The organism is Paralysiella testudinis (assembly GCF_016894345.1).
In the GTDB taxonomy this organism is placed as follows: domain Bacteria; phylum Pseudomonadota; class Gammaproteobacteria; order Burkholderiales; family Neisseriaceae; genus Paralysiella; species Paralysiella testudinis.
Genome location: NZ_CP069798.1, coordinates 2251127 through 2276198, shown reverse-complemented (window position 1 = coordinate 2276198; position 25072 = coordinate 2251127). Strand labels below are relative to the sequence as shown.

General features: G+C 55.6%; 23 protein-coding genes. 3 read left to right on the top strand and 20 right to left on the bottom strand.

Translation table 11 applies throughout. The annotated features are described in order from the left end of the window. The first annotated feature begins 6 nt into the window (after nucleotides 1–6). Nucleotides 7–435, top strand: a complete 429-nt coding sequence (locus tag JQU52_RS11665; protein ID WP_230338653.1) for a PaaI family thioesterase — start codon at nucleotides 7–9, stop codon at nucleotides 433–435. 125 nt (nucleotides 436–560) lie between these two features. Beyond that, complete coding sequence (gene rpsT / locus JQU52_RS11660; protein WP_230338652.1) at nucleotides 561–824, top strand: 30S ribosomal protein S20; 264 nt, start codon at nucleotides 561–563, stop codon at nucleotides 822–824. A gap of 234 nt (nucleotides 825–1058) precedes the next feature. Here the strand turns inward: rpsT and JQU52_RS11655 are convergent, their stop codons facing one another. The 19 genes from JQU52_RS11655 to purL all read right to left on the bottom strand — a co-directional run bounded on the left by JQU52_RS11655 (nucleotide 1059) and on the right by purL (nucleotide 21989). Then, entirely contained in the window at nucleotides 1059–2351 is a 1293-nt protein-coding gene (locus tag JQU52_RS11655; protein ID WP_230338651.1) for an adenylosuccinate synthase, read from the bottom strand. Nucleotides 2352–2408: 57 nt separating this feature from the next. After that, nucleotides 2409–3566 carry an ATP phosphoribosyltransferase regulatory subunit gene (locus JQU52_RS11650; RefSeq protein WP_230338650.1) on the bottom strand — a complete coding sequence of 386 codons (1158 nt, stop codon included), beginning with the start codon at nucleotides 3564–3566 and terminating at the stop codon, nucleotides 2409–2411. Between the two features lie 286 nt (nucleotides 3567–3852). Next, nucleotides 3853–4680 carry an undecaprenyl-diphosphate phosphatase gene (locus tag JQU52_RS11645; RefSeq protein WP_230338649.1) on the bottom strand — a complete coding sequence of 276 codons (828 nt, stop codon included), beginning with the start codon at nucleotides 4678–4680 and terminating at the stop codon, nucleotides 3853–3855. Nucleotides 4681–4805: 125 nt separating this feature from the next. After that, on the bottom strand, nucleotides 4806–5498 hold the full coding sequence (locus JQU52_RS11640; RefSeq protein WP_230338648.1) for a thiol:disulfide interchange protein DsbA/DsbL: 693 nt from the start codon (nucleotides 5496–5498) through the stop codon (nucleotides 4806–4808). 57 nt (nucleotides 5499–5555) lie between these two features. Then, nucleotides 5556–6242: an SPOR domain-containing protein gene (locus JQU52_RS11635; RefSeq protein WP_230338647.1), complete on the bottom strand. Its 687-nt coding sequence runs from the start codon at nucleotides 6240–6242 to the stop codon at nucleotides 5556–5558. Between the two features lie 124 nt (nucleotides 6243–6366). Further along, nucleotides 6367–7866 carry a YifB family Mg chelatase-like AAA ATPase gene (locus tag JQU52_RS11630; protein ID WP_230338646.1) on the bottom strand — a complete coding sequence of 500 codons (1500 nt, stop codon included), beginning with the start codon at nucleotides 7864–7866 and terminating at the stop codon, nucleotides 6367–6369. A 2-nt stretch (nucleotides 7867–7868) separates the two neighbouring features. Then, complete coding sequence (locus JQU52_RS11625; RefSeq protein ID WP_230338645.1) at nucleotides 7869–8147, bottom strand: accessory factor UbiK family protein; 279 nt, start codon at nucleotides 8145–8147, stop codon at nucleotides 7869–7871. A 65-nt stretch (nucleotides 8148–8212) separates the two neighbouring features. Further along, nucleotides 8213–8662 carry a hypothetical protein gene (locus tag JQU52_RS11620; RefSeq protein WP_230338644.1) on the bottom strand — a complete coding sequence of 150 codons (450 nt, stop codon included), beginning with the start codon at nucleotides 8660–8662 and terminating at the stop codon, nucleotides 8213–8215. 203 nt (nucleotides 8663–8865) lie between these two features. Continuing rightward, complete coding sequence (locus tag JQU52_RS11615) at nucleotides 8866–9201, bottom strand: transposase (protein ID WP_230338027.1); 336 nt, start codon at nucleotides 9199–9201, stop codon at nucleotides 8866–8868. 20 nt (nucleotides 9202–9221) lie between these two features. Then, complete coding sequence (locus JQU52_RS11610) at nucleotides 9222–9869, bottom strand: IS110 family transposase (RefSeq protein ID WP_230338643.1); 648 nt, start codon at nucleotides 9867–9869, stop codon at nucleotides 9222–9224. Nucleotides 9870–10193: 324 nt separating this feature from the next. Then, nucleotides 10194–10997 carry an NUDIX domain-containing protein gene (locus JQU52_RS11605; protein WP_230338642.1) on the bottom strand — a complete coding sequence of 268 codons (804 nt, stop codon included), beginning with the start codon at nucleotides 10995–10997 and terminating at the stop codon, nucleotides 10194–10196. After that, complete coding sequence (gene acpS / locus JQU52_RS11600; RefSeq protein ID WP_230340574.1) at nucleotides 10994–11377, bottom strand: holo-ACP synthase; 384 nt, start codon at nucleotides 11375–11377, stop codon at nucleotides 10994–10996. Before acpS ends, JQU52_RS11605 begins: the two co-directional genes overlap by 4 nt. A 240-nt stretch (nucleotides 11378–11617) precedes the next feature. Next, nucleotides 11618–12349, bottom strand: a complete 732-nt coding sequence (pdxJ, locus tag JQU52_RS11595) for a pyridoxine 5'-phosphate synthase (RefSeq protein WP_230338641.1) — start codon at nucleotides 12347–12349, stop codon at nucleotides 11618–11620. Nucleotides 12350–12487: 138 nt separating this feature from the next. After that, nucleotides 12488–12784, bottom strand: a complete 297-nt coding sequence (yfaE, locus tag JQU52_RS11590) for a class I ribonucleotide reductase maintenance protein YfaE (RefSeq protein ID WP_230338640.1) — start codon at nucleotides 12782–12784, stop codon at nucleotides 12488–12490. Nucleotides 12785–12874: 90 nt separating this feature from the next. Continuing rightward, nucleotides 12875–14008 carry a class Ia ribonucleoside-diphosphate reductase subunit beta gene (gene nrdB / locus JQU52_RS11585; RefSeq protein WP_230340573.1) on the bottom strand — a complete coding sequence of 378 codons (1134 nt, stop codon included), beginning with the start codon at nucleotides 14006–14008 and terminating at the stop codon, nucleotides 12875–12877. 57 nt (nucleotides 14009–14065) lie between these two features. Then, nucleotides 14066–14512, bottom strand: a complete 447-nt coding sequence (locus tag JQU52_RS11580; RefSeq protein ID WP_230338639.1) for a GyrI-like domain-containing protein — start codon at nucleotides 14510–14512, stop codon at nucleotides 14066–14068. A gap of 250 nt (nucleotides 14513–14762) precedes the next feature. Then, nucleotides 14763–17042 carry a class 1a ribonucleoside-diphosphate reductase subunit alpha gene (gene nrdA, locus JQU52_RS11575; RefSeq protein ID WP_230338638.1) on the bottom strand — a complete coding sequence of 760 codons (2280 nt, stop codon included), beginning with the start codon at nucleotides 17040–17042 and terminating at the stop codon, nucleotides 14763–14765. Nucleotides 17043–17391: 349 nt separating this feature from the next. Continuing rightward, a complete protein-coding gene (gene luxS, locus JQU52_RS11570; RefSeq protein ID WP_230338637.1) occupies nucleotides 17392–17898 on the bottom strand; it encodes an S-ribosylhomocysteine lyase in 507 nt (168 codons plus the stop codon). 143 nt (nucleotides 17899–18041) lie between these two features. Then, a complete protein-coding gene (gene purL / locus JQU52_RS11565; RefSeq protein ID WP_230338636.1) occupies nucleotides 18042–21989 on the bottom strand; it encodes a phosphoribosylformylglycinamidine synthase in 3948 nt (1315 codons plus the stop codon). 188 nt (nucleotides 21990–22177) lie between these two features. Between purL and JQU52_RS11560 the strand changes: the two genes are divergently transcribed. Continuing rightward, on the top strand, nucleotides 22178–22516 hold the full coding sequence (locus JQU52_RS11560) for a P-II family nitrogen regulator (protein ID WP_230338635.1): 339 nt from the start codon (nucleotides 22178–22180) through the stop codon (nucleotides 22514–22516). Nucleotides 22517–22743: 227 nt separating this feature from the next. Here JQU52_RS11560 and speC read toward each other — a convergent pair whose 3' ends face one another. Further along, nucleotides 22744–24909 carry an ornithine decarboxylase gene (speC, locus tag JQU52_RS11555; RefSeq protein ID WP_230338634.1) on the bottom strand — a complete coding sequence of 722 codons (2166 nt, stop codon included), beginning with the start codon at nucleotides 24907–24909 and terminating at the stop codon, nucleotides 22744–22746. Nucleotides 24910–25072 lie beyond the last annotated feature (163 nt).

The window sequence follows — 25072 nt, the reverse complement described above, 5'->3', positions numbered from 1 at the left end:
TTACCCATGGATGCTGCTGAAAAAAGCGCTGTATTGGCGCGTTTGAATACGTGGGGCAAAAATACCTTGCTGGAAACCTTATCGATTGAATTTGTGGACGTGGGCGCCGATTTTCTCACCGCCACCATGCCGGTGGGGCCGGTGGTACACCAGCCGCACGGCATTTTACACGGCGGCGCCAGCGTGGCGCTGGGCGAGAGTGTGGCTTCCACCTTGTCTAATTATGTAATCGACACGCAAAGCCATTACGCTGTGGGGGTGAATATCCAGGCCAATCACTTGCGCCCGCTACACGCAGGAGTGGTGCGCTGCACCGCCGTGATTAAGCGGCGCGGGCGTACCATGCATTACAGTGAAATGACGGTGGTGGATGAACAAGAGCGCTTGATTTGTGCCATGAGTATGAACAATATGGTGGTGGCACACAGCACTTAATGACGGCGGCTGTGGTGTTTGTGCTGCCGCAATGAACCGCCATACAAACAAGGCTTGCTTTTTGTGATTAAAGCTTTTAAAATTCTCCGTTTACGAAATTTGTTCTGTTTATTAGGAGACACCCCATGGCCAATAGCGCACAAGCACGCAAACGCGCTCGTCAAGCACTGAAAAACCGTGCTCACAACGCCAGCTTGCGTACTGCTTTTCGCACTGCCGTTAAAAAAGTATTGAAGTCTGTAGAAGCCGGTGACAAAGCCGCTGCTCAAGCGACATTCCAACAATCCACCAAAGTGATGGATCGCATTGCCGACAAAGGCGTGTTCCACAAAAACAAGGCCGCCCGCCACAAGAGCCGCCTGTCTGCCAAAGTGAAAGCCATGGCCTAATCGCCACATAGGTTTGACGCCGCTAATCTTGGCGGCCGCTTTGCCCTAATATTGCCCGGTTTTGCCGGGCTTTATTTTTGCCTGTACGTGGGTTTTACTGCAAAAATAAAGAGATTTGTTTGATTAAGGCTGCCTGAAAACGGCTTCAGGTAGCCTTTAGCAATAAGCATGCAACAAAATTATAAAAACAGCCCCGAAAAGGGGCTGTTTTTATGAGCGGTTTGCACCAGAAAATCAAGCATAAGGGTGTTGCAATACAATGGTTTCTTCCCGATCCGGGCCGGTGGAAATCATGGCGATGGGGGCGCCGCAGATTTCGGCCACGCGCTGGAGGTAGTTTTTGGCGTTTTGCGGCAGGGCGTCGTAGGATTTGACGCCGAAGGTGCTGTCTTGCCAGCCGGGCATGGTTTCGTAGATTGGAGTGCAGGCGGCCACGGCATCGGCGCCGAAGGGCAGGATGTCGATGGTTTCGCCGTTCAATTCATAGCCGGTACAGATATTGATGTTTTCCAGGCCGTCCATCACATCCAGCTTGGTGATGCACATGCCGGAAACGCCGTTAATCTGAATGGCGCGTTTCAGCGCGGCGGCGTCAAACCAGCCGCAGCGGCGGGCGCGGCCGGTGGTGGCACCGAATTCTTGCCCGCGCTCACCCAAGCCGGCACCCACTTCATCAAACAATTCGGTGGGGAATGGGCCTGCGCCCACGCGGGTGGTGTAGGCTTTTACGATGCCCAGCACATAGCCGAGCATTTGCGGCGCCACACCGGCACCGGGTGCAGCAGCACCGGCCACGCAGTTGGAGGAAGTCACAAAAGGATAGGTACCGTGGTCGATGTCGAGCAAGGTGCCTTGGGCGCCTTCGAACAGGATTTTGTCGCCACGCGCATTCATCTCGGTGAGCTCGCGCGACACATCGGCCACCATCGGGCGGATGCGGGCGGCCAAGCCTTGGATTTGCGCCCATACGGTGTCGAAATTCACCGGGGCTGCCTGAAACAAATGTTCCAGCTGCACATTGTATAGCGCAATGTTTTCCTGCAATTTGGTTTTCAACTGCGCTTCATCAAACAAATCAATCACACGCACGGCACGGCGGGCCACTTTGTCTTCGTAGGCGGGGCCGATGCCGCGGCCGGTGGTGCCGATTTTACCGGCGCCGCGTGCGGCTTCGCGTGCTTGGTCTAGCGCCACGTGGTAGGGCAGAATCAACGGGCAAGTGGGGGCGATTTTAAGGCGGCGCGCCACTTTGATGCCCGCGCTTTCCAATTCGTCGATTTCTTTCAGCAAGGCTTCGGGGCTGAGTACCACGCCGGAGCCGATAAAGCATTGCACGCCTTCGCGCAAAATGCCGGACGGAATCAGGTGCAATACGGTTTTTTTGCCGCCCACCACCAAAGTATGCCCAGCATTGTGGCCGCCTTGAAAGCGCACCACACCGGCGGCTTGGTCGGTAAGCCAGTCTACAATTTTGCCTTTGCCTTCATCGCCCCATTGGGTGCCGATAACCACTACGTTTTTTGCCATGATTGTGTACCTGTTTTAAATCGTTAAATCATCAATAAATAAACTTGTTTAGGAAATTCAGTCGGCCAACGGGATGACGCACCATTGCTGGTTTTGCCATACCAATTGGCGGTTGCAGCTGTGCGGATCGCGCGTGTGCGGGGTGTAATCCACCATCACGCACTCGCCCGCCGCACGCAAGCGTTCGATTTCGGCAGCGGCGGCTCCGGCATCACCCAGCGCCACTTTAATACCGTGCCAGCCAGCCGATTGTGGCAAATGGCCGATTAAATCGCGCAAGTCGAAGCTAAAGCCGGTGGCCGGGCGGGCGCGGCCGAAATGCTTGCCCAAATCGTTGTAGCGGCCACCGCGCGCCAGTGCATCCGGCCAGTCGGCACCGTAGGCGGCAAACAATAAGCCGCTGTGGTAGGAGTCGACCCGCAGCTCGGACAAATCAATATGCACCGGCCGATTGGCAAAAGCCGCGCACACGGTTTGCAGCTCGTTTAAGGCTGCCTGAATCGCAGGCAAAGGCGGCAAAGCGCTGCGGGCGCGCTCAATCACTTCTTGGTTGCCGTACAGTGTGGGCAGCAGTGCCAAAGCGTTGACCCATTGTGTCGCTAGTTGCAGGCTTTGGCCGTGGTGGCGCACGGCTTCAGCGTCTTTGTTTTGCATCATGCCAAGCAAAATGTGCGCATCGGCTTCGCTCAACTGTGCCGCTTCGGCCAGGGCGCGGAAAATACCGATGTGACCCAGCGCCAGCTGCGGCTCGGTAACATTCACCAAGCGCAGGCTTTTGAGCATCAAATCAATTAGTTCTATATCGGCTTCAATACCGGCATAGCCGTATAGCTCGGCACCAATCTGCAAAGGCTCGCGCGTGCTTAAAAAGCCGTCGGGGCGGGCGTGCAACACCGTGCCGGCATAGCACAGGCGGTTTACCCCATTATTGGCCGACAGCAAATGCGCATCAATGCGCGCCACTTGCGGGGTGATGTCGGCGCGCAAACCCAATTGGCGGCCACTGATTTGATCCACCACACGGATGGTTTTGAGCGACAAGCCTTCGTCGATACGGGTGAGCAGGGAATCGCTGTATTCCAGCAAGGGCGGGCTTACCAGCTCGTAGCCGTGCACGCGGAAAAGTGCCAACAACTGCTCCTTGGCACTTTCCAGCTGGCGTGCGGTGGAGGGCAGGATGTCGGCAATGTGTTCAGGCAGCTGCCAGGACTGCATAAGGTTCTCGCTTTTGTTTCAGACACAACAAAGGCGGGCATTGCCATTTCAAATAAAAGTGCGGCCATGCCGTGCGGCACGCGCGTTTTTACTTCAAATGCAAATGAACCCACCTTGGTTTATTAAAGCGACACTTTAGCATAAATCGGCCGCTTTGGCATTACATACCCGCGCTGAAACAAGATAATACTAATGCTAAAAATAAGATAACAAGGCGGAGAGCCGCAGACAGTACACGCGTACGGCAAGGTGATCCAACGCAGTTAGGTTATTTTTAGCATTGGTATTACATGCTGCTCCAATCCACCCAGCCGGTAAGCCAAGTAAGCAAAATCACGCCGCCAAACACAATACGGTACCAGGCAAAAGGCACGTAGTTTTTGGTGGCGATAAATTTGAGCAAGGCTTTTACCGCCACTAAACCGGCCACAAACGCCGCCACAAAACCCACCACAATCAGCATGGCGTCTTGCAGGGAAAAATCTTTATAGTGTTTGATTACATCGTAAAAAGTAGCTGCAATCATCACCGGCACCGCCAGAAAAAACGAAAATTCGGTGGCGGCTTTGCGCTCCAGCCCCCACAACATACCGCCCATAATGGTGCTGCCTGAGCGCGACGTGCCCGGAATTAAGGCCAGAATTTGCGCCAAGCCCACCACTAAGGCGTCTTTGGGACGCATGTCTTCCACGCGCATCACTTTGGGTGTGCGTGTGCTTTGGCGTTTTTCAATCCACAAAATTAGCAGGCCGCCCACCATCAAGGCCGTGGCCACGCTGATGGGGTTGAATAAAAAGGCTTTTATTTGCTTGCTGAACAATAAACCCACCACCGCTGCAGGAATAAAGGCGATGGCCAAATTGAGCACAAAGCGGTTGGTTTCGGGCTCGCGGCCGATGTGGGTAACAACATGGGCAAAGCGGCGGCGGTATTCAAACACCACGGCCAACACCGCACCCAGTTGAATGGCAATTTCAAAAACTTTGCCATTGCTGTGGAAATTGAGCAAATCGCCAAACACAATCAAATGCCCAGTGCTGGAAATGGGCAGAAACTCAGTAAGGCCTTCAATAATCCCCAAAATCAGGGCTTTGGCAAACAGCAGGATGTCCATAATAAAATGCAATCGAATAAATGGGTTGGATAATGCCCATCTTGGCTTAAGGCTATCTGAAGCCAATGGACACAAACAAACAAAAAGTGCGCGGGTGGCGCACTTTTTTGCTTTATTATCCCGGTTTAACGGTTGGCCGACTTGGCGATGGCCGCACCGATGCTTTTCGGTGCCACGCGCGGCGCCGCAGCTTGCATGCCGCGCTCTTGGCGTACTTTGGCAATCAATTCGTCCACCACTTGCATGCCTTGGTTGAAATCGCGCATTTTAACGCGGTATTTGCCGCCCACAATCAACATGGGGGTGGCATCAATACCATTTTGTGCAGTGAGATCCTGCATGCGTTTGGCATCAATGGGGTTGTTGACGCTGTTAAAAGCCGCCAATACCTTGGCGCTGTCGAAGCTGGTTTGCTTGGCTGCCCAGGATTTAAAGGTTTCGGGGTCGCCCAGATTGGCTTTTTGCTCGAACATGCCATTAAAAATGGCCGGATTGGCTTGGTATTTGGTGCCGGAAGCATTAACGGCGGCAGCAATGCGTGCCAAGCCGAGCATGCTCGGATCCCATACCACGTGCTCTGTGCGCAAATAGGTGTCGGCGGCAAATGATTTGCTGTGTTTAAGCAAAATCGGGTCTAAGTGATAGCAATGTACGCAAGAGTAGGAGAAAAATTCCAGCACTTCTACTTTGTTTTGCTGTAATTGAGGGATGGACTTGCTCAATACGGTGTAATCGGTGCCTTCCTGAATGGCGGCTTGTGCCAGGCTGCTGGCAAACACTGTAGCCGAGGCCAAAGCGAGCATGGATTTTTTCATCATAATCTACTTTCGTACGAATAGGGTTTTGAACAATAAGGTAATAGGGGTAAATACTTTTTAAGGCGCGGTGCGCATCAGGCTGTCAATCTGGTTTTGGTGCAGATGTGCGGCCATTTTTTCGGCTTGCGCGCGCGACAGGGTGCCGGTTTGCACGCGGTAAACGGTTTGGCCGTTGGCGCTGCCTTTAACCACGTTGGCGTTTACGCCCAGCATGGCCAGCTTGGCGCGTTGGGCATCGGCGGCGGCGCTGTCTTTAAACGAACCCAGTTGTAGGAATACCGTGGGCTTGCCGGCTGTGTCGGTTTGATTTTGCGCCGCTTCTTGCTTGGCGGCGGCACGGGCTTTTTCTACGCTGCCGCTGTTGAGGATTTGCTCCGGGCTGGGTTTGGCCGTTTTTTCAGGCGCAGGCTTGGCCTGTTTGGGTGAGGGCAGGTTACGCGAAGGCTTGCCGGTTTCCGGCGGTGCAGTGGGTGTGGAGGCGGTTTCACTGGACGCAGCCGCTTGCGAAGCAATAAAGCTGCCCAATACATCGCTGGCGGGCGCCGTGGGCGGTGTGCTGGCCGATTGGCCGCCTGGGGTGAGGATTTCCGGCGGCGGGGTTTGGGTTTGGATTTCGGGCTGCTTAAACGGCGTTTTGTTTTTATTAAGGAAAAACAAAACACCGGCAATCACGGCAGTGGCCAGCAGTAAACCAATCATAAAGCCGGACAAACCTTTGCCGGCCTGGGTGCGGGTATTTTTCATGTAGGGTGGTATGCAATCAATCGGGCATCATTTTAACAAAATCCGTTTGTTTGTGTGCGCCAGAAGGGTGGGTTTACCTGCTTTTGCTCTTGTTTTGCTTTTGGCAAACGGGGCGTATGGCGGTTTACAGTGCGCGGCGGAAGCCGATGGCGCGCAATACATGCTGGCGCGATACTTCGACATCTTCCGCCAAATCGGCCAGCGTGCGTGCCACCCGCAAAATACGGTGGTAGCTGCGGGCGGATAAGGATAATTTTTCCAGCATTTGCGCCAGCGCCGCTTTGGCTTCGGGAGCGATGGCGGCGATGTTGTCCAGATCAGCGCTGTTTAGCTCGGCATTGATTTTGCCTTGCCGAGCCAGCTGGCGGGCGCGCGCCGCGATAACGCGTTGCAGCACCACGGCGCTGGCTTCGCCCGGTTCGGCCGCTGTGAGCTCGCCCGCGCTTAAAGCGGGTACTTCAATGGTGAGATCGATGCGGTCGAGCAATGGGCCGGAAATTTTGCTGCGGTAGCGGGCAATGGCTTCCGGTGTGCAGCGGCATGGCTTGGCCGGATGCCCCAAATAGCCGCAGGGGCAGGGGTTCATGGCGGCCACCAGTTGGAATTGCGCCGGATAGCTGGCTTGGCGGGCGGCGCGGGAAATATGAATTTCGCCGCTTTCCAAAGGCTCACGCAGCACTTCCAATACTTTGCGCTCGAATTCGGGCAATTCGTCTAAAAACAGCACGCCGTGGTGCGCCAAGGAAATTTCGCCCGGGCGCGGATCGGAGCCGCCACCCACCAAAGCCACGGCAGAGGCGCTGTGGTGGGGCGAGCGGAACGGGCGTTGGCAAGAAAAACGCTGCTGGTGCGGCGGCAGTAAAGAGCGCAAAGCCCATACGCTGATCATTTCCGCTTCGCTCAACGGCGGCAAAATGCCGGGCAAGCGCTGTGCCAGCATGGATTTACCGGTGCCGGGCGGCCCCAACATCAGCAAGCTGTGCCCGCCCGCAGCCGCCAATTCCAGTGCCAAACGGGCGGTGTGCTGGCCTTTAACATCGGCCAAGTCGGGCAAGGGCGCTGTTTCAGGCTGCCTGAAAGCGGCGGCATCGGCATGGGTGCGCTCTAGGCTGTGGATGCCGTTGAAATGGGCGGCCACGGCGGCTAAGGTGTCGGCACCGTAAACGGTGGCGGTGTGCAGCAAGGCTGCCTGAAGGGCGTTTTCCGGCGGTAAAATAAACGCCCGCTGCGCTTGCGCACCTTCCCAAGCCATCGCCACCGCACCGCGAATGGGGCGGATTTGGCCGGACAAGGCCAGCTCGCCCGCCAGCTCGTATTGCGCTAAGTGTTGGTGTTGGATTTGGCCGGAAGCGGCCAGAATGCCCACCGCAATGGGCAAGTCGAAACGGCCGGACTCTTTGGGTAAATCGGCCGGCGCCAGATTAACGGTGATTTTCTTGGCCGGAAATTCAAAGCCGGATTGAATAATCGCCGCGCGCACGCGGTCGCGGCTTTCTTTCACTTCGGTGTCGGGCAGGCCGACAATATTGAACGCAGGCAGGCCGTTGGCCAAGTGCGCTTCCACTTCCACCAGCGGGGCGGCCATGCCCGCCAGTGCGCGGCTGTACACCACCGCCAAGCTCATGTTTAGCCCTGTTCGCTTTGCTGGGTTTGGGTTTCGACTTGTTGCAGGCCGCTGCCGCCTTCCAGCTCGGCCAAGCGCGCTTCCAGCTCGGCCAGTTTTTCGCGGGTTTTCAGCAATACTTGTTGCTGGATGTCGAATTCTTCGCGGGTAACCAAATCCATGCGGTTAAAAGCGGAGCCGAGCATGGCTTTTACGTTTTTTTCCACGTCTTTTACCGGGCTGTTGTCGATGGTGTCGCCCAGCTTGGCCGACAATTCGTCGAAGAATTTTTTGCCGATCATGGTGTGCTTCCTTTTATTTTGGGTTGAATGGGGCTTATTGTAGGGGCTTCGCGCAGGCGGTGCAATCAGGGAATGCCGAAGGGCAAGCGGTGGTGTTCGGTGCCGATGGTGATGTCGGCAAGGTAGTCGTTGCGGTTATCGATGCATAAAGGCAGGCGGATTTGGCGGGCTACCCAGCTTCCATCGCTTTGTTTTTGCAGAGCGTAGCGGTTGAAACCCATGTCCATGCCGCGCATGGAGAAGCTCACCGACACCTGCGCCACATCGGCGGGCGCATTGCTAATGATGATATCAAACGGCGATTTGGCGCTGCTTTGCGGGCTAAACTGCACATGGCTGCCCTGGCTTAATACGCAGCCTTGGCGCACATTGCAGGCAGCGGTAGTGGTGTGAACGGCAGCGGCGTGTGCCGGATGCTGTTGCTGCCACCACCACAGCGCGGCCACTTTGGCGGCGGCAAAGCCCAGCAGCAATATGGCGAGGAGGATTTTTTGTTGGCGGGTAAGTTTTTGCATAGGGTGTGCAGGATATTGAGGCTGCCTGAAAGATTAAGGGGTGTTCAGGCAGCCTTTGATTAAGTAATGGTAGATACCATCTCTCGCATCAAGCCGCAATGGTTATTTTGGCCTGATATTCGCATTGGTGCTTCAACACACCAAAGCAAATCTGTACCAAGCGGCGCATCGCTGCGCCGATGGTCTGCATACCATCTCTCGCATCAAGCCGCAATGGTTATTTTGGCCTGATATTCGCATTGGTGCTTCAACACACCAAAGCAAATCTGTACCAAGCGGCGCATCGCTGCGCCGATGGTCTGCATTTCCGTTTTGTTTCTGGCTTTCAGTCTGCGGTAATGCGCGTTAATATCCGGATTCCACGTTTTTGCAACCACCGCAGCCATATACAACTTAGCTCGTATGACCGAACTGCCCCGCTTGGAAAGCATGGCTTTGCCTTTGTGTTTGCCGGATTCCCGTTTTTTCGGCACCAATCCCAAATAGGCAGCCATTTGCGAGGCGGAGGTAAAATGTTTGCTATGATAGAGCGCAACCATGCGCAATGAAACCACTTCACCTACACCGGGTATGCTGCGCAGTAAAGCACGGTCTTTTTCAAATCAGGATGCCGGTCAATATGTTGTTCGATTTCCTGTGTGATGGTGCTGATCTGCTGCTTCAAATTGGTCTGCATGGTGCTGATGGACTGGCTGACCGCTTCGGGAACAGCGCTGAATCCGGCTTTCTCCATGCGGTTGTCTTCACGCTGCAGATCGCTTTGCAGCGCATCTAGACGGGCTAGTAGTGCGTTGAGCCGCTTGATGTGGGGTGCAGCAGGCTGCCATTGGCGTACTTTGTGGTGCATGAGGCGGTCAATACCGGCTCTGGCCAGTGACTGGCTATCAGCCTTATCGGTTTTGTGCAAGCTGTCGTATTTGGCATAATGGGCACTGTCGGCAGGATTAAGCAGATAAACGGCGATGCCTTTGTTATGCAGATACTCTGCCAATGCTTCATGGTAAACGCCGGTGGCTTCCATGAAAATTTTGAGTAGGCTTAAGTCTTCACCGATGTTTTTATACAGCCATTCTGTCAGTTGGTTAAAGCCTTGGAGGTGGTTTGGCAATGCTTTGGTTTTGATTTTACTGCTGCCAATCTCGCGGATAAGAGCACAATCTAATTTGTTTTTGCTGATGTCGATGCCCAATACTTGGAAGTTCATCATAATCTATCCTTATTTATGCAGTGTCTTGCGGGCGCTACCGCGCACTTGGATACCATTCAGATTGTAGGATGAGGTGTATGGCAGTGTTATCTACATTTCAGTGTCGGGCACTTGGGTCGGATACAGTTTGCTGCCATACGGGGCGGGAATAATACGCGTTTTACTCACCGCTTGAGAGATACAAGGTCGGATTCTTGAATCCGACATTTGGCCATCGGCCAAAGTAATGTGAGTACTTTGCTCTGCGAACCAGTGTCGGATTCAAGAATCCGACCTACGTATTGATTCAACATCAGCCATTTCAAATGGCTTTTAAAGCCGCGATTAAGCGCTGGCCGTGGCCAAGTCTTCCACCAAGCCATGTGCGCCGGCGGCCAGCCATTGCTTGCCATAGGCGGCCAGTATGTCGGCAGCGGCAAAAGGCAGCAGCGGCAGGGAAACGCCTTGTTGCAATACTGCCAACAGCGCTTGCGCATCGGCGTGGCCGAGCACCTGCCATAATACCGCAGCTGCGTCTTGCACCTGCACCCATTGCTGCGGCTGATTGACGCAGACCCACACGCTGATGTTGCTGCCGAAACGGGGCGCGTGTGTCATTTGGTCGGCGGTAAACAGTACATGCGTATGGCTAGGCTCGGCCAAATCACGCGGCACAACCCGGTATTCCGCTTGGTTTGGCAAGCGGCCGCGAAAGCCGGTTTGCAGGCTGCCTGAAAGAAAATCGGGAATCGCCAGTGCGGCTAAGATAGGCCCGTTGGCGGGCAGCATCGGCGCCACGCTGAAATCGCCCGGTTGCTGCCAGCACCAGCTTTGGCCTTCGCGTGCTTGCAGATTGCCATGCCAATCGCTGGCGGCAATGCGGTAGAAGCACAGGCGCACGCGGGCGTGTTCGTAGTCGTGGATTTTGGTCAGCCACGGCGTGGCGTGCTCAATGTGGATGCCCAGCTCTTCGTGTAATTCGCGTTGCAGCGCCGCCAGTGCGCTTTCGCCGGCTTCCACCTTGCCGCCAGCAAATTCCCAATAACCGGCATAAGGCTTACCCGCCGGGCGCGAGCTAAGCAAAAACGCGCCTGTGGATTGGTACAGCACGCCAGCCACCACATGCACGCTTGGGCGCTGGGTGTTCATGATTTGGCCGCGATGGCAAAGGCCAGGATTTGATCGCCTTCGTCGCTCAGGCTTAAATGCACTTTGCCGATGCCTTTTTGTTGCAGCCATTGCTGTAAAGGCGTTTCCAAGATAAATTCCGGCCGCCCCAGCTCATCGTGGCCGATGCCGATGTTGCGCAGGGTAACCGGTGAGCGCAGGCCGGTATGCACTGCTTTGGAAAAGGCTTCTTTGGCGGCAAAGCGCTTGGCCAAAAACAGCACCGGATTGCTGGCCGAAGGCCATTCCAGATATTCGATGCGGGAGAGGATTTTGTCGGCCACCGCATTGGCGCCATAGGTTTTGCACATTTTGCCGATGCGGCTCACGGTAACAATATCGGTGCCAATGCCGTAAATCATGGTGTTGGGTTCCAAGGTAAGGTGTGTTGGCTTGTCTGTTTTCAGGCAGCCTTGAATAAATAGGTCGCACCTGCGCAGGCAGGTGTCCAGTGTCTGTTGAAATCAGTTTATGTTTTATTAAAAGCAGCTATAAGGTATGCCGCAAAGCTGAAGCCTTGCTTCAGACTGGGCACCTGCCTGCGCAGGTGCGACGGCAGGGTTTCAGGCAGCCTGTTATCAAAAAATAAGTTGCTTCAATAATCAATAAGGTAAGCTGCGGGCCCGGTAAATAACCTGCTTCATTTGGCGGATGGCTTCAGGCAGCCCCATAAACAGCGCTTGTGCAATCAGCGCATGGCCGATGTTCAGCTCGCGGATGGCCAGAATTTGCGCAATCGGGGTGACATTGTGAATGGTGAGGCCGTGTCCGGCGTTGACCACCAGCCCCATTTCGCTGCCGAAATGGGCGCCGTCTTCAATGCGTGCCAATTGCTGCGCTTGTTCGGCGGTGGTGGCGGCGTCGGCATAAGCGCCAGTGTGCAGCTCAATTACCGGCGCGCCCACATCGCGGGCGGCCTGGATTTGCGCTTCATCGGCATCAATAAACAGCGACACGCGGATGCCCGCCTGAGTCAGCGTATGGGTGAAATCGGCCACGCGCTGCTGCTGCGCCAACACATCCAGCCCGCCTTCAGTGGTGACTTCGGTGCGTTTTTCCGGCACCAAGCATACATCTTGGGGCATCACTTCCAGCGCATTGGCCAGCATTTCATCGGTGAGCGCCATTTCCAAATTCATGCGCGTTTTGATGGTGGCGCGGATGGCGAACACGTCGTGGTCGCGGATATGGCGGCGGTCTTCACGCAGATGCAGGGTAATCAGATCGGCACCGTGGGTTTCGGCCAAGAGCGCCGCTTCCAAGGGGCTGGGATACACCGTGCCGCGTGCATTGCGCACGGTGGCAATATGGTCGATATTCACACCGAGTAACATGGCTGGCTTTCTGTGGGCAATAAGGCGCAAACATACACGCAGCCGGCGATGGTGTAAAGGCAGGCGGGGCTTTCAGGCAGCCTTTTAGGCTACCTGAAAAAATCAATCCATCAGGTAGGCATAGATTAAAGATGCGTTTTAATCAAACAAATCCGGTTCCGGCAGGTTTGAGATGGAATCGGTGCGCAGATGGGTGTCTAGGTGGATATCGGTGTCGACACGGCAGCAGCAGGGCAGCACTTCGTCGGCGCCGACAAAGGCCAGCGGGGGCTGCGGATAGGATACGCCGCCGGAATACAGCCGGGTGCGGCAGGCACCGCAATAGCCGCTGCGGCATTGATAGGCCACTTCGTGGCCGGTGCGCTCCAGTGCTTCGAGCAGGGTTTCGCCCGGCTGTAATTCAAAGCTGGTGCTGTGGGTGGTGACTAGACTCATGGTATTCGGATAAGCACGCCGCCTGTGGCGGCGGCGTGGCGGGCTTTGGTTTGGCCGGGTTGGTGTTCAGGCAGCCCGGTTAGCACGGCATTACAATTCAAAATCGGTTAAATCGTCTTCGTTTAACTCGGCATTGATTTGCCCCACCAGATAGGAGCTTACTTCTACTTCTTGCGGGGCTACCTGAACATTGTCGCTGGAGAGCCAAGCGTTAATCCACGGGATGGGGTTTTGTTTGGCTTTTTCGAAGGCCGGTTGCAGCCCCACGGCGGCCATGCGCAGGTTGGTGATGTATTCTACATATTGGCTGAGGATGTCTTTGTTGAGACCAATCATGGAGCCGTCTTTAAACAGGTATTCGGCCCATTCTTTTTCTTGCTCGGCGGCTTTTTTGAATAAGTCGAAACACAGGGTTTCGCATTCGGCGGCCACCTCGGCCATTTCCGGGTCGTCTACGCCGCTGCGCATCAGGTTGAGCATATGTTGGGTGCCGGTGAGGTGTAAGGCTTCGTCGCGGGCGATCATTTTGATGATTTTGGCGTTGCCTTCCATCAGCTCACGCTCGGCAAAGGCAAACGAGCAGGCAAACGATACGTAAAAACGGATGGCTTCCAATACGTTGACGCACATTAGGCACAGATACAGCTTTTTCTTCAATTCGTGCAGCGATACGGTAACGGTGTGGCCATTTACATTATGGCGGCCTTCGCCTAGGAGGTTGTAATACTGGGTGTATTCGATTAAATCGTCGTAATAGCAGGCGATGTCTTCGGCGCGGGCTTGGATGTATTCGTTTTGCACGATGTCGTCAAACACGGTGCCGGGGTCGTTGACGATGTTGCGGATGATGTGGGTGTAGCTGCGCGAGTGGATGGTTTCGGAAAACGCCCAAGTTTCAATCCAGGTTTCCAGCTCGGGAAGCGATACTAAGGGCAACAAGCCCACATTGGGGCTGCGCCCCTGAATGGAATCAAGCAGGGTTTGGTATTTGAGGTTGCTGATAAAGATGTGTTTTTCGTGATCGGGCAGGTTTTGGTAGTCGATGCGGTCGCGCGAAACGTCCACTTCTTCCGGGCGCCAGAAAAACGACAGTTGCTTTTCAATCAGCTTTTCAAAAATTTCGTATTTTTGCTGGTCGTAGCGCGCCACATTCACCGGCTGGCCGAAAAACATCGGCTCGGTAAGGGCGTTGTTTTGGGTTTTGGGAAAGGTGCTGTACGACATGGTGAGGTGTTCGCAGGACATGGGGTTCTTTCAGGCAGCCTGGGCTGGCTATGGGGGTTAAGTGCGTAAGCCGATATATACGGCAGGCGTTGCCGCTGCCGGATAGACATCGAAATCCACTTGATAGCGGCGCGGTAAGTTGGCGTCGTTTTGCCAGATGTGTTGCCATACCTGCACAATGGCTTGCGGCATTTCACCCGGTGCCGGATAGCAGGCGTAATCCTGTGCCGGAATCAGCAGCTCGGCAAAGCCTGCAGGCACCGGTGCATCGGCGGCCACTTTTTTGCCCAAGGTAACGCTGTAAGCACCACGGTAATCGCTGTCGTATTGGTGGTAGGCGCAATACAGGGCATCGTCCAGTGCAGAAATGGCGGCAGTATCGCTGCCAAACCAGCGCGGCCATAATGCACCGATATCGGCAGCGGCTGTTGCGGGCTGTGTGCGGATATGCAGGCCGATAATGCGGAAGGCGGGCAATTGGGCGGGGGTTGCGGTGTTGGTCATTGGGTATTTTGGGTAATTTAAAGGTGTTATATACGGTGTGCCGCACAACTGAAGCCTTGCTTCAGACTGAGCACTTACCTGTGCAGGTGCGACATCATATTGGAGGCTGCCTGAAGTATCTCAACCAACCCTAAAACGGATGCGCCAAGACATATCCTATGCTGTATCTTGTCACTGTGCCTAAAGGCTGCTTGAAAGGGTGTTAAAACTGCTTTTAAACCCTTTCAGGCAGCCTTATTAAGATAGGCGGTTAAATCTTGCAGGCGCCGCTGGCGCAGCCGTCGTCTTGCAAGTCGGTTTGGGTATCGTCGGCGCCGTCGCGGGTGTTTTGGTAGTACAGGGTTTTGAGGCCGAATTTGTAGGCGGTGAGCAGGTCTTTTAGCAGCTGCTTCATCGGCACGCGGCCGCCTTCAAAGCGCTGCGGGTCGTAGTTGGTGTTGGCGGAGATGGCTTGGTCGACAAATTTCTGCATTACGCCCACCAGCTGCAAATAGCCGTCGTTGCCGGGCATTTGCCACAGCAGTTCGTATTGGTTTTTCAGGCGCTCGAATTCAGGCACTACTTGTTTCAAAATGCCGTCTTTGGAGGCTTTGACGCTCACCAAGCCGCGCGGTGGCTCGATGCCGTTGGTGGCGTTGGCGATTTGTGAGCTGGTTTCGGAAGGCATCAGCGCGGTGAGGGTGGAGTTGCGCAGGCCGTGTTGTACGATGTCGGCACGCAGGGCTTCCCAATCCAGATGCAGCGGCTCGGCGCAAATGCCGTCTAAATCTTTTTTATAGGTGTCAATCGGCAAAAGGCCTTGGGCATAGGTGGTTTCGCCAAAAGCGGGGCAGGCGCCGAATTCTTGTGCCAGCTGCACCGAAGCTTTGAGTAGGTAATACTGGATGGCTTCAAAGGTGCGGTGGGTTAAGCCCAGCGCGGAGCCGTCGGAATATTTCACGCCGTTTTTGGCCAGATAATAGGCGTAATTAATCACGCCGATGCCAAGGGTGCGGCGGTTTTCGGTGGCGATTTGCGCGGCTTTGATGGGGTAGTCTTGATAATCCAGCAGGGCATCCAGTGCGCGCACGGCCAAGTCGGCCAGGCTTTCCAGTTCATCTAAGCTTTCCAGGGCACCCAGGTTAAACGCCGACAGGGTACACAGGGCGATTTCGCCGTTTTCGTCGTTGATGTCGTTGAGCGGCTTGGTGGGCAGGGCGATTTCCAAGCACAGATTGGACTGGCGCACCGGTGCCACTGCCGGGTTAAACGGGCTGTGGGTGTTGCAGTGGTCTACATTCTGGATGTACACACGGCCTGTGCCGGCGCGCTCTTGCATCATCAATGAAAACAATTCCGCCGCGGGCAGGCTGCGTTTGCGGATGGCAGGGTCGTTTTCGTATTGCAGGTAGAGGCGCTCGAATTCGTCTTGGTCGGCAAAAAAGGCGTCGTAAAGGCCGGGCACATCGGAAGGCGAAAACAGGGTGATGTGGCCGCCTTTAATCAGGCGGGTGTAGAGCAGGCGGTTGATTTGCACGCCGTAGTCGAGGTGGCGCACGCGGTTTTCTTCCACGCCGCGGTTGTTTTTCAATACCAGCAGGCTTTCCACTTCCAGATGCCACATCGGGTAGAACAAGGTGGCGGCACCGCCGCGCACCCCGCCTTGCGAGCAGGATTTAACCGCTGCCTGAAACATTTTGAAAAACGGGATGCAGCCGGTGTGCTGGGCTTCGCCGCCGCGGATTTCGCTGCCCAAGGCGCGGATGCGCCCGGCGTTGATGCCGATACCGGCGCGTTGCGATACGTATTTGACGATGGCGCTGGTGGTGGCGTTGATGGAATCGAGGCTGTCGCCGCATTCAATCAGCACGCAAGAGGAAAATTGGCGCGTGGGGGTGCGCACGCCGGACATAATCGGTGTGGGCAGGGAAATTTTAAACAGGCTTACCGCATCGTAGAATTTTTTCACATAATCCAAGCGGGTGGCGGCCGGGTAGTTGGCAAACAGGCACATGGCCACCAGCATATACAGGAACTGTGGGCTTTCGTAGATTTCCTTGCTAACGCGGTTTTGCACCAAATACTTGCCTTCAAGCTGCTTTACCGCACCGTAGGAGAAGTGCATATCGCGGCTGTGGTCTAAGTATTGATTGAGCGTATCGAATTCGGCGCGGCTGTAGTCTTGCAAAATATGGGCATCGTATTTGCCCATGGCGGTGAGGCGCTCTACATGTTCAAACAGCGGCGGCGGCTCGAATTGGCCGAAGGCGATTTTGCGCAGATGGAAAATGGCCAAGCGTGCGGCCAGATATTGGTAGTCGGGGGTGTCGGTGGAAATCAAATCCGCCGCCGCCTTAATGATGGTTTCGTGAATGTCGTCGGTGCGGATGCCGTTGTAAAACTGAATGTGCGATTTCAGCTCCACTTGCGACACCGATACATTATCCAGCCCTGCTGCGGCCCAGGTGATAACACGGTGGATTTTATCCAGGTTAATCTCTTCCAAACGCCCATCGCGTTTGGTCACTTTCAAATGGGCGGTGGCGTTCATGGGCAGCGGGTCTCGGTGTGGTGAAGTTAGACAAGAAATGAGGCCGACACCACAAGATGTAGGGGTGCAGGCCGTTGAAGAGCACAATATAATGGATTTTGCGTTTTAAAAAAAGGCTTGTATACAGCCCCATTTTTTGCATGGGCAGCAACCAAACACGTTAAACACTGCTAAGTGAATGCTTACATTCGGCTTTCGGTTTTGACCATGAATAATGGAAAAAATTTCAATGACACAGCAACACTGCTTTGCCTGCTGCTATGGAAAACCGCAAAGCCTGTTGCCATGCGGCTTGGATGTGCCGAAGGCTGCCTGAAGCATTTTCAGGCAGCCTTCGGCATGACTCAATTTAGTGTTGGATTAACGCCAAATCCAAAGTTAAATCGTGGTTTTTATTCACGCTTACTTTGCGCTGCAACACGTTTGCGGCGATTTGCTGCGCTTCGGCCAAGGAGTGCATCTGGTAGGTGCCGCATTGGTATTGGTTTAGCTCTGGGATTTGGTTTTGATTTTGTACGCCCAGCACGTCTTGCATAGCGGCTTCCCAAGCTTGTGCCACGCGTGCTTCATCGGGGGTGCCGATTAAGCTCATGTAAAAGCCGGTGCGGCAGCCCATGGGGGAGATGTCGATGATTTCCACATCGGCGCCGTTGAGGTGGTCGCGCATAAAGCCGGCAAACAGATGCTCTAGGGTGTGGATGCCTTTTTCCGACAAAATTTCTTCATTGGGCACGCAAAAGCGCAAGTCGTACACGGTGATGGTGTCGCCTTTGGGGGTGTGCATGGTTTTGGCCACCCGCACGGCCGGGGCGTGCATACGGGTGTGATCTACGGTGAAGCTGTCGAGCAAGGGCATGGTGTGACTCCTTTGGGTTTGGTTGAGGCTGCCTGAAGCAATTTAATGTTTCAGGCAGCCTTTTTATATATGGCCTTTGTGCTGCTGTTTGTAGGGTTACGGCTTGCGGCCTAAACTTACCTACCATACTTAATCGTAACGGCTTACCCCAAAGCCTTGCGGGCGCCGGCAAACAGGCGGTACCAGCCGGACAGTTCGCTGTGTTGCCATGCTTCGGGTGCCCAGCTCATTTGGGCGCTGCGGTAAATGCGCTCGGGGTGCGGCATCATAATGGTGGCGCGGCCGTCGGCGCTGGCCACACCGGCAATGCCTTGCGGCGAGCCGTTGGGGTTGAGCGGGTAGGTTTCGGTGATGTGGTTTTGGCCGTCGACATATTGTAGGGCGATGGCAGAGATATTGGCTAGGCTGCCTGAAGGCAGGTGGGCAAAGTCGGCACGGCCTTCGCCGTGGCTTACCACCACCGGCAGGCTGCTGCCGGCCATATCGGCCAAAATCAATGAAGGCGAGGCGGGGATGTGCACCATGCTGAGGCGTGCTTCGAATTGCTCGGAGCGGTTGCGCTTGAATTGGGGCCAGCCCGCAGCGCCGGGGATGATGTCGGCCAGATGGCTCATCATTTGGCAGCCGTTGCACACGCCCAGGCTTAAGGTGTCGGGGCGGGCAAAAAAGTCGGCAAACAATTCGCGCAGGCGCGGATGGAACAAGATGCTTTTGGCCCAGCCTTCACCGGCACCGAGCACATCGCCGTAGCTGAAGCCGCCACAGGCCGCCAGCATTTGGAAGTCGGCCAAATGGGTGCGCCCGGCCATTAAATCGCTCATGTGGACGTCGTAGGCATCGAAACCGGCGCGGGTAAAGGCGGCGGCCATTTCCACTTGGCCGTTCACGCCTTGCTCACGCAGCACGGCGATTTTGGGCTTGTGGCCGCCGATAAACGGCGCGGCGATGTCTTCGCTAATATCAAAGCGCAAATCGGCAAACAAGCTGCTGCGGCTGTCGTCGCTCAGCAGGGCAAATTCACTGTCGGCGCAGGCGGGGTTGTCGCGCAGGCGCTGGATTTGGTGGCTGGTTTCGCGCCAAGCTTTTTGCAATTCGAGGCGGCTTTCGTTCAGCAGCACGGTGTTGCCGTTGTGTACCATCAAGCGGTCGCTGCCGTTGATGTGGCCGAGGAGGTGTACGGCTTCGGCTAAGCCGTTGGCGGCAAAGGCTGCCTGCATGGCATCCAGATGCTCGTGGCGCACTTGCAGCACCGCGCCCAGCTCTTCGGTAAACAGGGTACGCATAGCGGCATCGTGCAGCTTGGTGCTGCCGCAGCGGCGGTTGGTTTGTTCAATCAAATCGGCAATGTTGATATGGGCGCCCAAATGGCTGGCAAACAGCATTTCGGCCAAGGTGGTGATGAGGCCGCCATCGCTACGGTCGTGGTAGGCCAGCAGTTGGCCTTCTTTCACTAAGGTTTGCACGGCATTGAAAAAGCCTTGCAGGTGCGCGGCTTGATCCAAATCGGGGGCGGATCCGGCCATTTGCTTCCACACTTGCCCCAACGCACTGCCGCCCATGCGGCCTTGGCCGAAGCCCAAATCCACGGCCACCAGCACGCTGTCGGCCACGTTTTTCAGCTCCGGGGTTACGGTTTTGCGCACATCGCTCACGGCGGCAAAGGCGGTGATGATGGCCGACAAGGGCGAGACCATGCTTTTGGCTTCGTTGCCGTCTTGCCACACGGTTTTCATCGACAAAGAATCTTTGCCCACCGGAATGCTTAATTGCAAGGCTTGGCAGGTTTGCGATACAGCTTCTACGGTGCGGTAGAGTTTGTCGTCTTCGCCGGGCAGGCCGCAGGCGGCCATCCAGTTGGCCGATAATTTGATGTGGGCCAAGCTGCCGATGTGGGCGCAAGCGATGTTGGTGATGGCTTCGCCAATGGCCATACGCCCGGAAGCAGGGCCGGAAAACAGCGCCAGCGGGGCTTTTTCGCCCATGCTCATGGCTTCGCCTTGGTGGGTATTAAAGCCCATCAGGGTAACGGCGGCATCGGCCACCGGGGTTTGGAAACGGCCCACCATTTGGTCGCGATGGCTTAAGCCGCCCACGCTGCGGTCGCCAATGGTGATGAGGAAGTTTTTGGCTGCCACGGTGGGCAGGCGCAATACGCGGTAGAGGCTGTCGCGCACATCCATTTTGCTGCTGTCGAATGCGGTTTCAGGCAGCGTTACGGTGTGGTCGTGGCGAACGGTTTTGGGCGGCTTGCCCAGCAGCACATTCAGCGGCAAATCCACCGGGGTGTTGTGGTAGAGCGCGTCTTGCACTTGCAAATGGCCGTCGTCGGTGGCGGTGCCCACCACGGCAAACGGGCAGCGTTCGCGCTCGCACAGGCGGCGGAACACATCCAAGCTTTCCGGGGCGATGGCCAGCACATAGCGCTCTTGCGCTTCATTGCACCAAATCTGCATCGGGCTTAAGCCGTGTTCTTCCAGCGGCACGTCGCGCAGTTGGAATACCGCGCCGCGCCCGGCATCGTTGACCAATTCGGGAAAGGCATTGGAGAGGCCGCCGGCGCCGACATCATGAATCGACACAATCGGGTTGTTCTCGCCCAGCTGCCAGCAGCGATCGATGACTTCTTGCGCACGGCGCTCGATTTCGGGGTTGCCGCGTTGTACGGAGTCAAAATCCAGCTCGGCATGGTTGGCACCGGTGGCCATGCTCGAAGCGGCGCCGCCGCCCAAGCCGATTAACAAGCCGGGGCCGCCGAGCTGAATCAGCAAATGGCCGGGTTGAATCACTTTTTTGTGTACTTGGGCTGCCTGAATATTGCCCAAACCGCCGGCAATCATAATCGGCTTGTGGTAGCCCTGCATTTGGCCGTGAAATTTTTCTTCAAAGGTGCGGAAATAGCCAAGTAGGTTGGGGCGGCCGAATTCGTTGTTAAACGCGGCACCGCCAATCGGGCCTTCGATCATGATGTCCAAGGCGCTGCTGATGCGCGCCGGTTTGCTGTATTGCGCTTGGGTGGCGCTGTAGTGTTCCCACGGCTGGACAGCATCCGGAATATTAAGGTTGGACACGGAAAAACCGGTAAGCCCGGCTTTGGGGCGCGCGCCGATGCCGGTGGCGCCTTCGTCGCGGATTTCACCGCCTGCGCCGGTGGCAGCACCGGCAAAGGGGGCAATGGCGGTGGGGTGGTTGTGGGTTTCCACCTTCATAATGATGTGGGTGTCTTCTTCGCTGAAGCGGTAGCCTTGCGCGGCGGCCGCGTGCGGATAGAAGCGCTCGATGCGTGCGCCTTCGATAATCGAGGCGTTGTCTTTATACGCCACCACGGTGCCGTGCGGGTGTGCTTGGTGGGTGTCGCGAATCATGCCGAACAGCGATTTGGGCTGTGGCGCGCCATTGAGTACAAAGTCGGCATTGAAGATTTTGTGGCGGCAGTGTTCGGAGTTGGCTTGGGCAAACATCATCAGCTCAACATCGCTGGGGTTGCGCCCCAAGGCACGGTAGTTGTCGAGCAGGTAGTCGATTTCGTCGTCGGATAAGGCCAAGCCCATGTCGCTGTTGGCTGCCACCAGCGCGGGTTTGCCGCCGCTTAAGATGTCAACACCGGCAAAGGTTTGCGCTTGCGGATGGGTGAATAATTGCGTGGCTGCCTGAAAATCGCCCAGCACGCTTTCGGTCATGCGGTCGTGCAATAGCGCCGCCCATTGTTGCCGTTGCGCTTCACTCATGCTGCCGCAAACATACACCGCCATGCCGCGCTCGATGCGCTCGATTTGGGCCAAGCCGCAATTGTGGGCGATGTCGGTGGCTTTCGATGCCCACGGCGAAATGGTGCCGATGCGCGGCGTAATCAGAAAGAAATGGCTGTCGGCATGAGTGTCGGCCACCGGCTCGGCCACCACTTCGGCATCCAGCAGTGCCGCCAGTTTGGCGGTGGTGTCGGCATCCAAGGGCTGTGCCGAGGCGGCAAAATACCAGTATTCACTACGCAGGGTAAATTCACCCATGCCCAAGGCGCGGGCTTTGTGCAACAGCTTTTCGATACGGAAGTCGGGCAGAGCGGCACTGCCGCACAAAGACAATACAAAAGACATGATTCAAAGGCTCGCAAGACAAGACAAAATAATGCGCGGATTATACGTGAAAAGCGGCTTGGCAGCTGCGGATTTTGCAGTTTCAGGCAGCCTGAGCTGCTGAGGTGCAGCAGGGTGGTGATTGAGTTTTGGCAAGGCTTGTGATAGTTTTAGCGCTTGAATGGAAACCTATTTTAAAGGAACAAGGCATGAAAAAAATCGAAGCCATTATCAAACCGTTTAAGCTTGACGATGTGCGCGAGGCCTTGGCCGATGCGGGCATCAGCGGCATGACGGTAACCGAAGTCAAAGGCTTTGGCCGCCAAAAAGGCCACACCGAAATCTACCGCGGCGCCGAATATGCGGTGGATTTTTTGCCCAAAGTGAAGCTGGAGCTGGTGTTGGCCGACGATATGGTCGACCGCGCGGTGGAAGTGATTGTGCAGACGGCGCATTCGGGCAAAATCGGCGACGGTAAAATTTTTGTGCTGCCGTGCGAAGAAGCGGTGCGCATCCGCACCGGAGAGCGTGGCGACAGTGCGTTGTAATATTGAAAATGCGCAATAAAAAGGCTGCCTGAAAATGTTTTAGCTTCGCAGAAGCTTCGCTTTCAGGCAGCCTTAAATTTAAAACAAACAGCTTTCAATTGACGGCAGTTAAAGTGAATTTATAGGATGCGCCTTGGTACATCCAGCCTCACAAACATTAAAGCCAATATGCCGAGGCATATTCTATACTTCAATTCCAATATTTTGATTTTAAAAAAATTTAACCATTAATTCTGCTTCAATACATAAGCAAACGCCTGTTTGCGCCCGCTGGCTTCGTCGCGCTCCAGATACACACCTTGGATTTCCGGCTCGAAGCCGGGCAGTTCGTTAATGCCTTCTTCCAGCGCCAGAAAATACTGTAATACCGCGCCGCCCCATACTTCGCCCGGCACTATGCACAGCACGCCCGGCGGGTAGGGTAAGGCGCCTTCGGCGGCGGTGCGCCCGGCGATGTCTTTGAGCGCCACCAATTCCACCTGATTGCGCACAAAGGCATGATGCGCTTCTTGAGCGCTGATGCTCGCGGGCGGCAGGTCGGCGCGGCGGAACATTTGTTGCTGCAATTGGTTGAGGCGGTGGCGGGCGTAGAAGCGGTGCATTTTCAGGCACAGCTGGCGGATGGGCATTTTTTGGTATTGTGGCTGCGCCCGTGCCAACAGCGGCAGCATTTCGCCCACGGGGGTATCGGCTTCGATGTGCTCTTCAAAGCGGGCAATGGTGGCCACCAGATGCTGGAATTTGGCCATGTTTTCGGCCGGGGTGAGCAAAAACAGAATCGAATTCAGGTCGGCTTTTTCCGGAATCACCGAGCGCTCGCGCAGGTAGTGCGCCAAGATGGCGGCGGGGATGCCGAATTCATCGTAGCCGCCGGTCTCCAGATTGATGCCGGGCGTGGTGAGCAGCAGTTTGCACGGGTCAATCATATATTGGTTGGTACCGTAGCCGTTAAAATCGTGCCATTGCGCCTCAATCTGGCCGCTGGTGGCAAACTGGAAAAAGCGGATGTCGTCGGCCATATCTTCGCTGTCGTGGTGCTGCCAGGGCAGGCCGTCGATTTCGGGCGGCACAAACGGGCGGATCAGCTTACAGGTTTGCAGCAGCATTTTGCGCGCTTCGATGCCGCCGAGCACGCACTCGCGCCACATGCGCCGCCCGGCCTTGCCTTCGTGCATTTTGGCGTTGACATCGAGCGAGGCAAACAGCGGGTAAAACGGGCTGGTAGACACATGCATCATAAAGGCGTTGTTAAAGCGCTTGTGGTTGCAATAACGTGCTTGCTGATTGATGTGGTTGTCTTTTTTGTGGATTTGCGAGGTTTGCGAAAAGCCGGCTTGCTGCTTGTGCACCGATTGGGTTACTAAAATACCGGGGTCGTTTTCGGTGAGCTCCAGCAGCAGCGGCGAGCAGTTGCGCATCATCGGGATAAATTGCTCGTAGCCCACCCAAGCGGAATCAAACAGAATGTAGTCGCACAAATGGCCGATGCGGTCGACCACTTGGCGGGCATTGTAAAGCGTGCCGTCGTAGGTGCCCAATTGGATGACCGCCAGCCGAAACGGGCGTGCGTCTTGCGCCCGCTGCGGTGCCACACGCGCAATTTGGGCGCGGATATCGGCTTCATCAAAACAATGCTCGGCAATGCCGCCGATAAAGCCGTAGGCATTGCGGGCGGTTTCCATATACACAGGGATGCCGCCGGCCAAAGTGAGTGCGCCTTGGTGCACCGATTTGTGGTTGTTGCGGTCAAACAGCACCAAATCGCCCTCAGCCACCAAGGCACCGATGGCGATTTTATTCGCCGCGCTGGTGCCGCCGAGCACAAAATAGGTTTTGTCGGCATTAAACACCTTGGCCGCATGCGCCTGCGCTTGATAAGCCGGGCCTTCGTGAATCAATAAGTCGCCCAAGCGCACATCGGCATTGCACGAGTCGGCACGAAACAGGTTTTCGCCAAAATACAGATAAAAGCGCCGCCCCGACGGATGCTTGCGGAAAAACTGCCCGCCTTGATGGCCGGGGCAATCGAAAGCGGCGTTGCCGTAGTCGGTGTATTCTTTCAGCGCTTGAAAAAAAGGCGGGTCCAGTGTGTTGATGTAGTCGGCAGCGGCGGCGTTAATCAGCTGGCCGTTGTAGTATTTTTGCTCCTGCGCCAATTCGATGACGCCATACAGTTCAGGCAGCCATTGCGGCGCCACGGTTTCACCGTATTGCACCGCCGCAAAAATCGGAATATCAAAACCCAACCGCTCCAGCTCCGCCCACACTTCGGGCAAATCGGCACATGTAACCACCACTGCGCACACATTGGTGAAATCGGTTAAGTCGATGGCCATCACTTTGTAATCGGCCAAAAAAGCAAACTCGGTACCACTGCTGGCGGCAATTTTCATCACGGCGGCTTTCTGTGTGGATGGGTGAGCGATATTATCGGCAAGTGTTTGCGCGGCGGCAAGGCTTATTTGGGTAGATGGGGGTGTGGTTTGGTGATGGATTATGGGCGATTATTTGGAATAAAGGCTGCCTGAAGATTTTATACCAATTCTACAAAATAAG

What these genes read in the sequence shown, in the direction of transcription:
- JQU52_RS11665 (WP_230338653.1), top strand. Translation starts at nt 7, where the DNA reads ATGGATGCTGCTGAAAAAAGCGCTGTATTGGCGCGTTTGAATACGTGG.
- rpsT (WP_230338652.1), top strand. Translation starts at nt 561, where the DNA reads ATGGCCAATAGCGCACAAGCACGCAAACGCGCTCGTCAAGCACTGAAA.
- JQU52_RS11655 (WP_230338651.1), bottom strand. Translation starts at nt 2,351, where the DNA reads ATGGCAAAAAACGTAGTGGTTATCGGCACCCAATGGGGCGATGAAGGC.
- JQU52_RS11650 (WP_230338650.1), bottom strand. Translation starts at nt 3,566, where the DNA reads ATGCAGTCCTGGCAGCTGCCTGAACACATTGCCGACATCCTGCCCTCC.
- JQU52_RS11645 (WP_230338649.1), bottom strand. Translation starts at nt 4,680, where the DNA reads ATGGACATCCTGCTGTTTGCCAAAGCCCTGATTTTGGGGATTATTGAA.
- JQU52_RS11640 (WP_230338648.1), bottom strand. Translation starts at nt 5,498, where the DNA reads ATGATGAAAAAATCCATGCTCGCTTTGGCCTCGGCTACAGTGTTTGCC.
- JQU52_RS11635 (WP_230338647.1), bottom strand. Translation starts at nt 6,242, where the DNA reads ATGAAAAATACCCGCACCCAGGCCGGCAAAGGTTTGTCCGGCTTTATG.
- JQU52_RS11630 (WP_230338646.1), bottom strand. Translation starts at nt 7,866, where the DNA reads ATGAGCTTGGCGGTGGTGTACAGCCGCGCACTGGCGGGCATGGCCGCC.
- JQU52_RS11625 (WP_230338645.1), bottom strand. Translation starts at nt 8,147, where the DNA reads ATGATCGGCAAAAAATTCTTCGACGAATTGTCGGCCAAGCTGGGCGAC.
- JQU52_RS11620 (WP_230338644.1), bottom strand. Translation starts at nt 8,662, where the DNA reads ATGCAAAAACTTACCCGCCAACAAAAAATCCTCCTCGCCATATTGCTG.
- JQU52_RS11615 (WP_230338027.1), bottom strand. Translation starts at nt 9,201, where the DNA reads ATGGTTGCGCTCTATCATAGCAAACATTTTACCTCCGCCTCGCAAATG.
- JQU52_RS11610 (WP_230338643.1), bottom strand. Translation starts at nt 9,869, where the DNA reads ATGATGAACTTCCAAGTATTGGGCATCGACATCAGCAAAAACAAATTA.
- JQU52_RS11605 (WP_230338642.1), bottom strand. Translation starts at nt 10,997, where the DNA reads ATGAACACCCAGCGCCCAAGCGTGCATGTGGTGGCTGGCGTGCTGTAC.
- acpS (WP_230340574.1), bottom strand. Translation starts at nt 11,377, where the DNA reads ATGATTTACGGCATTGGCACCGATATTGTTACCGTGAGCCGCATCGGC.
- pdxJ (WP_230338641.1), bottom strand. Translation starts at nt 12,349, where the DNA reads ATGTTACTCGGTGTGAATATCGACCATATTGCCACCGTGCGCAATGCA.
- yfaE (WP_230338640.1), bottom strand. Translation starts at nt 12,784, where the DNA reads ATGAGTCTAGTCACCACCCACAGCACCAGCTTTGAATTACAGCCGGGC.
- nrdB (WP_230340573.1), bottom strand. Translation starts at nt 14,008, where the DNA reads ATGTCGTACAGCACCTTTCCCAAAACCCAAAACAACGCCCTTACCGAG.
- JQU52_RS11580 (WP_230338639.1), bottom strand. Translation starts at nt 14,512, where the DNA reads ATGACCAACACCGCAACCCCCGCCCAATTGCCCGCCTTCCGCATTATC.
- nrdA (WP_230338638.1), bottom strand. Translation starts at nt 17,042, where the DNA reads ATGAACGCCACCGCCCATTTGAAAGTGACCAAACGCGATGGGCGTTTG.
- luxS (WP_230338637.1), bottom strand. Translation starts at nt 17,898, where the DNA reads ATGCCCTTGCTCGACAGCTTCACCGTAGATCACACCCGTATGCACGCC.
- purL (WP_230338636.1), bottom strand. Translation starts at nt 21,989, where the DNA reads ATGTCTTTTGTATTGTCTTTGTGCGGCAGTGCCGCTCTGCCCGACTTC.
- JQU52_RS11560 (WP_230338635.1), top strand. Translation starts at nt 22,178, where the DNA reads ATGAAAAAAATCGAAGCCATTATCAAACCGTTTAAGCTTGACGATGTG.
- speC (WP_230338634.1), bottom strand. Translation starts at nt 24,909, where the DNA reads ATGAAAATTGCCGCCAGCAGTGGTACCGAGTTTGCTTTTTTGGCCGAT.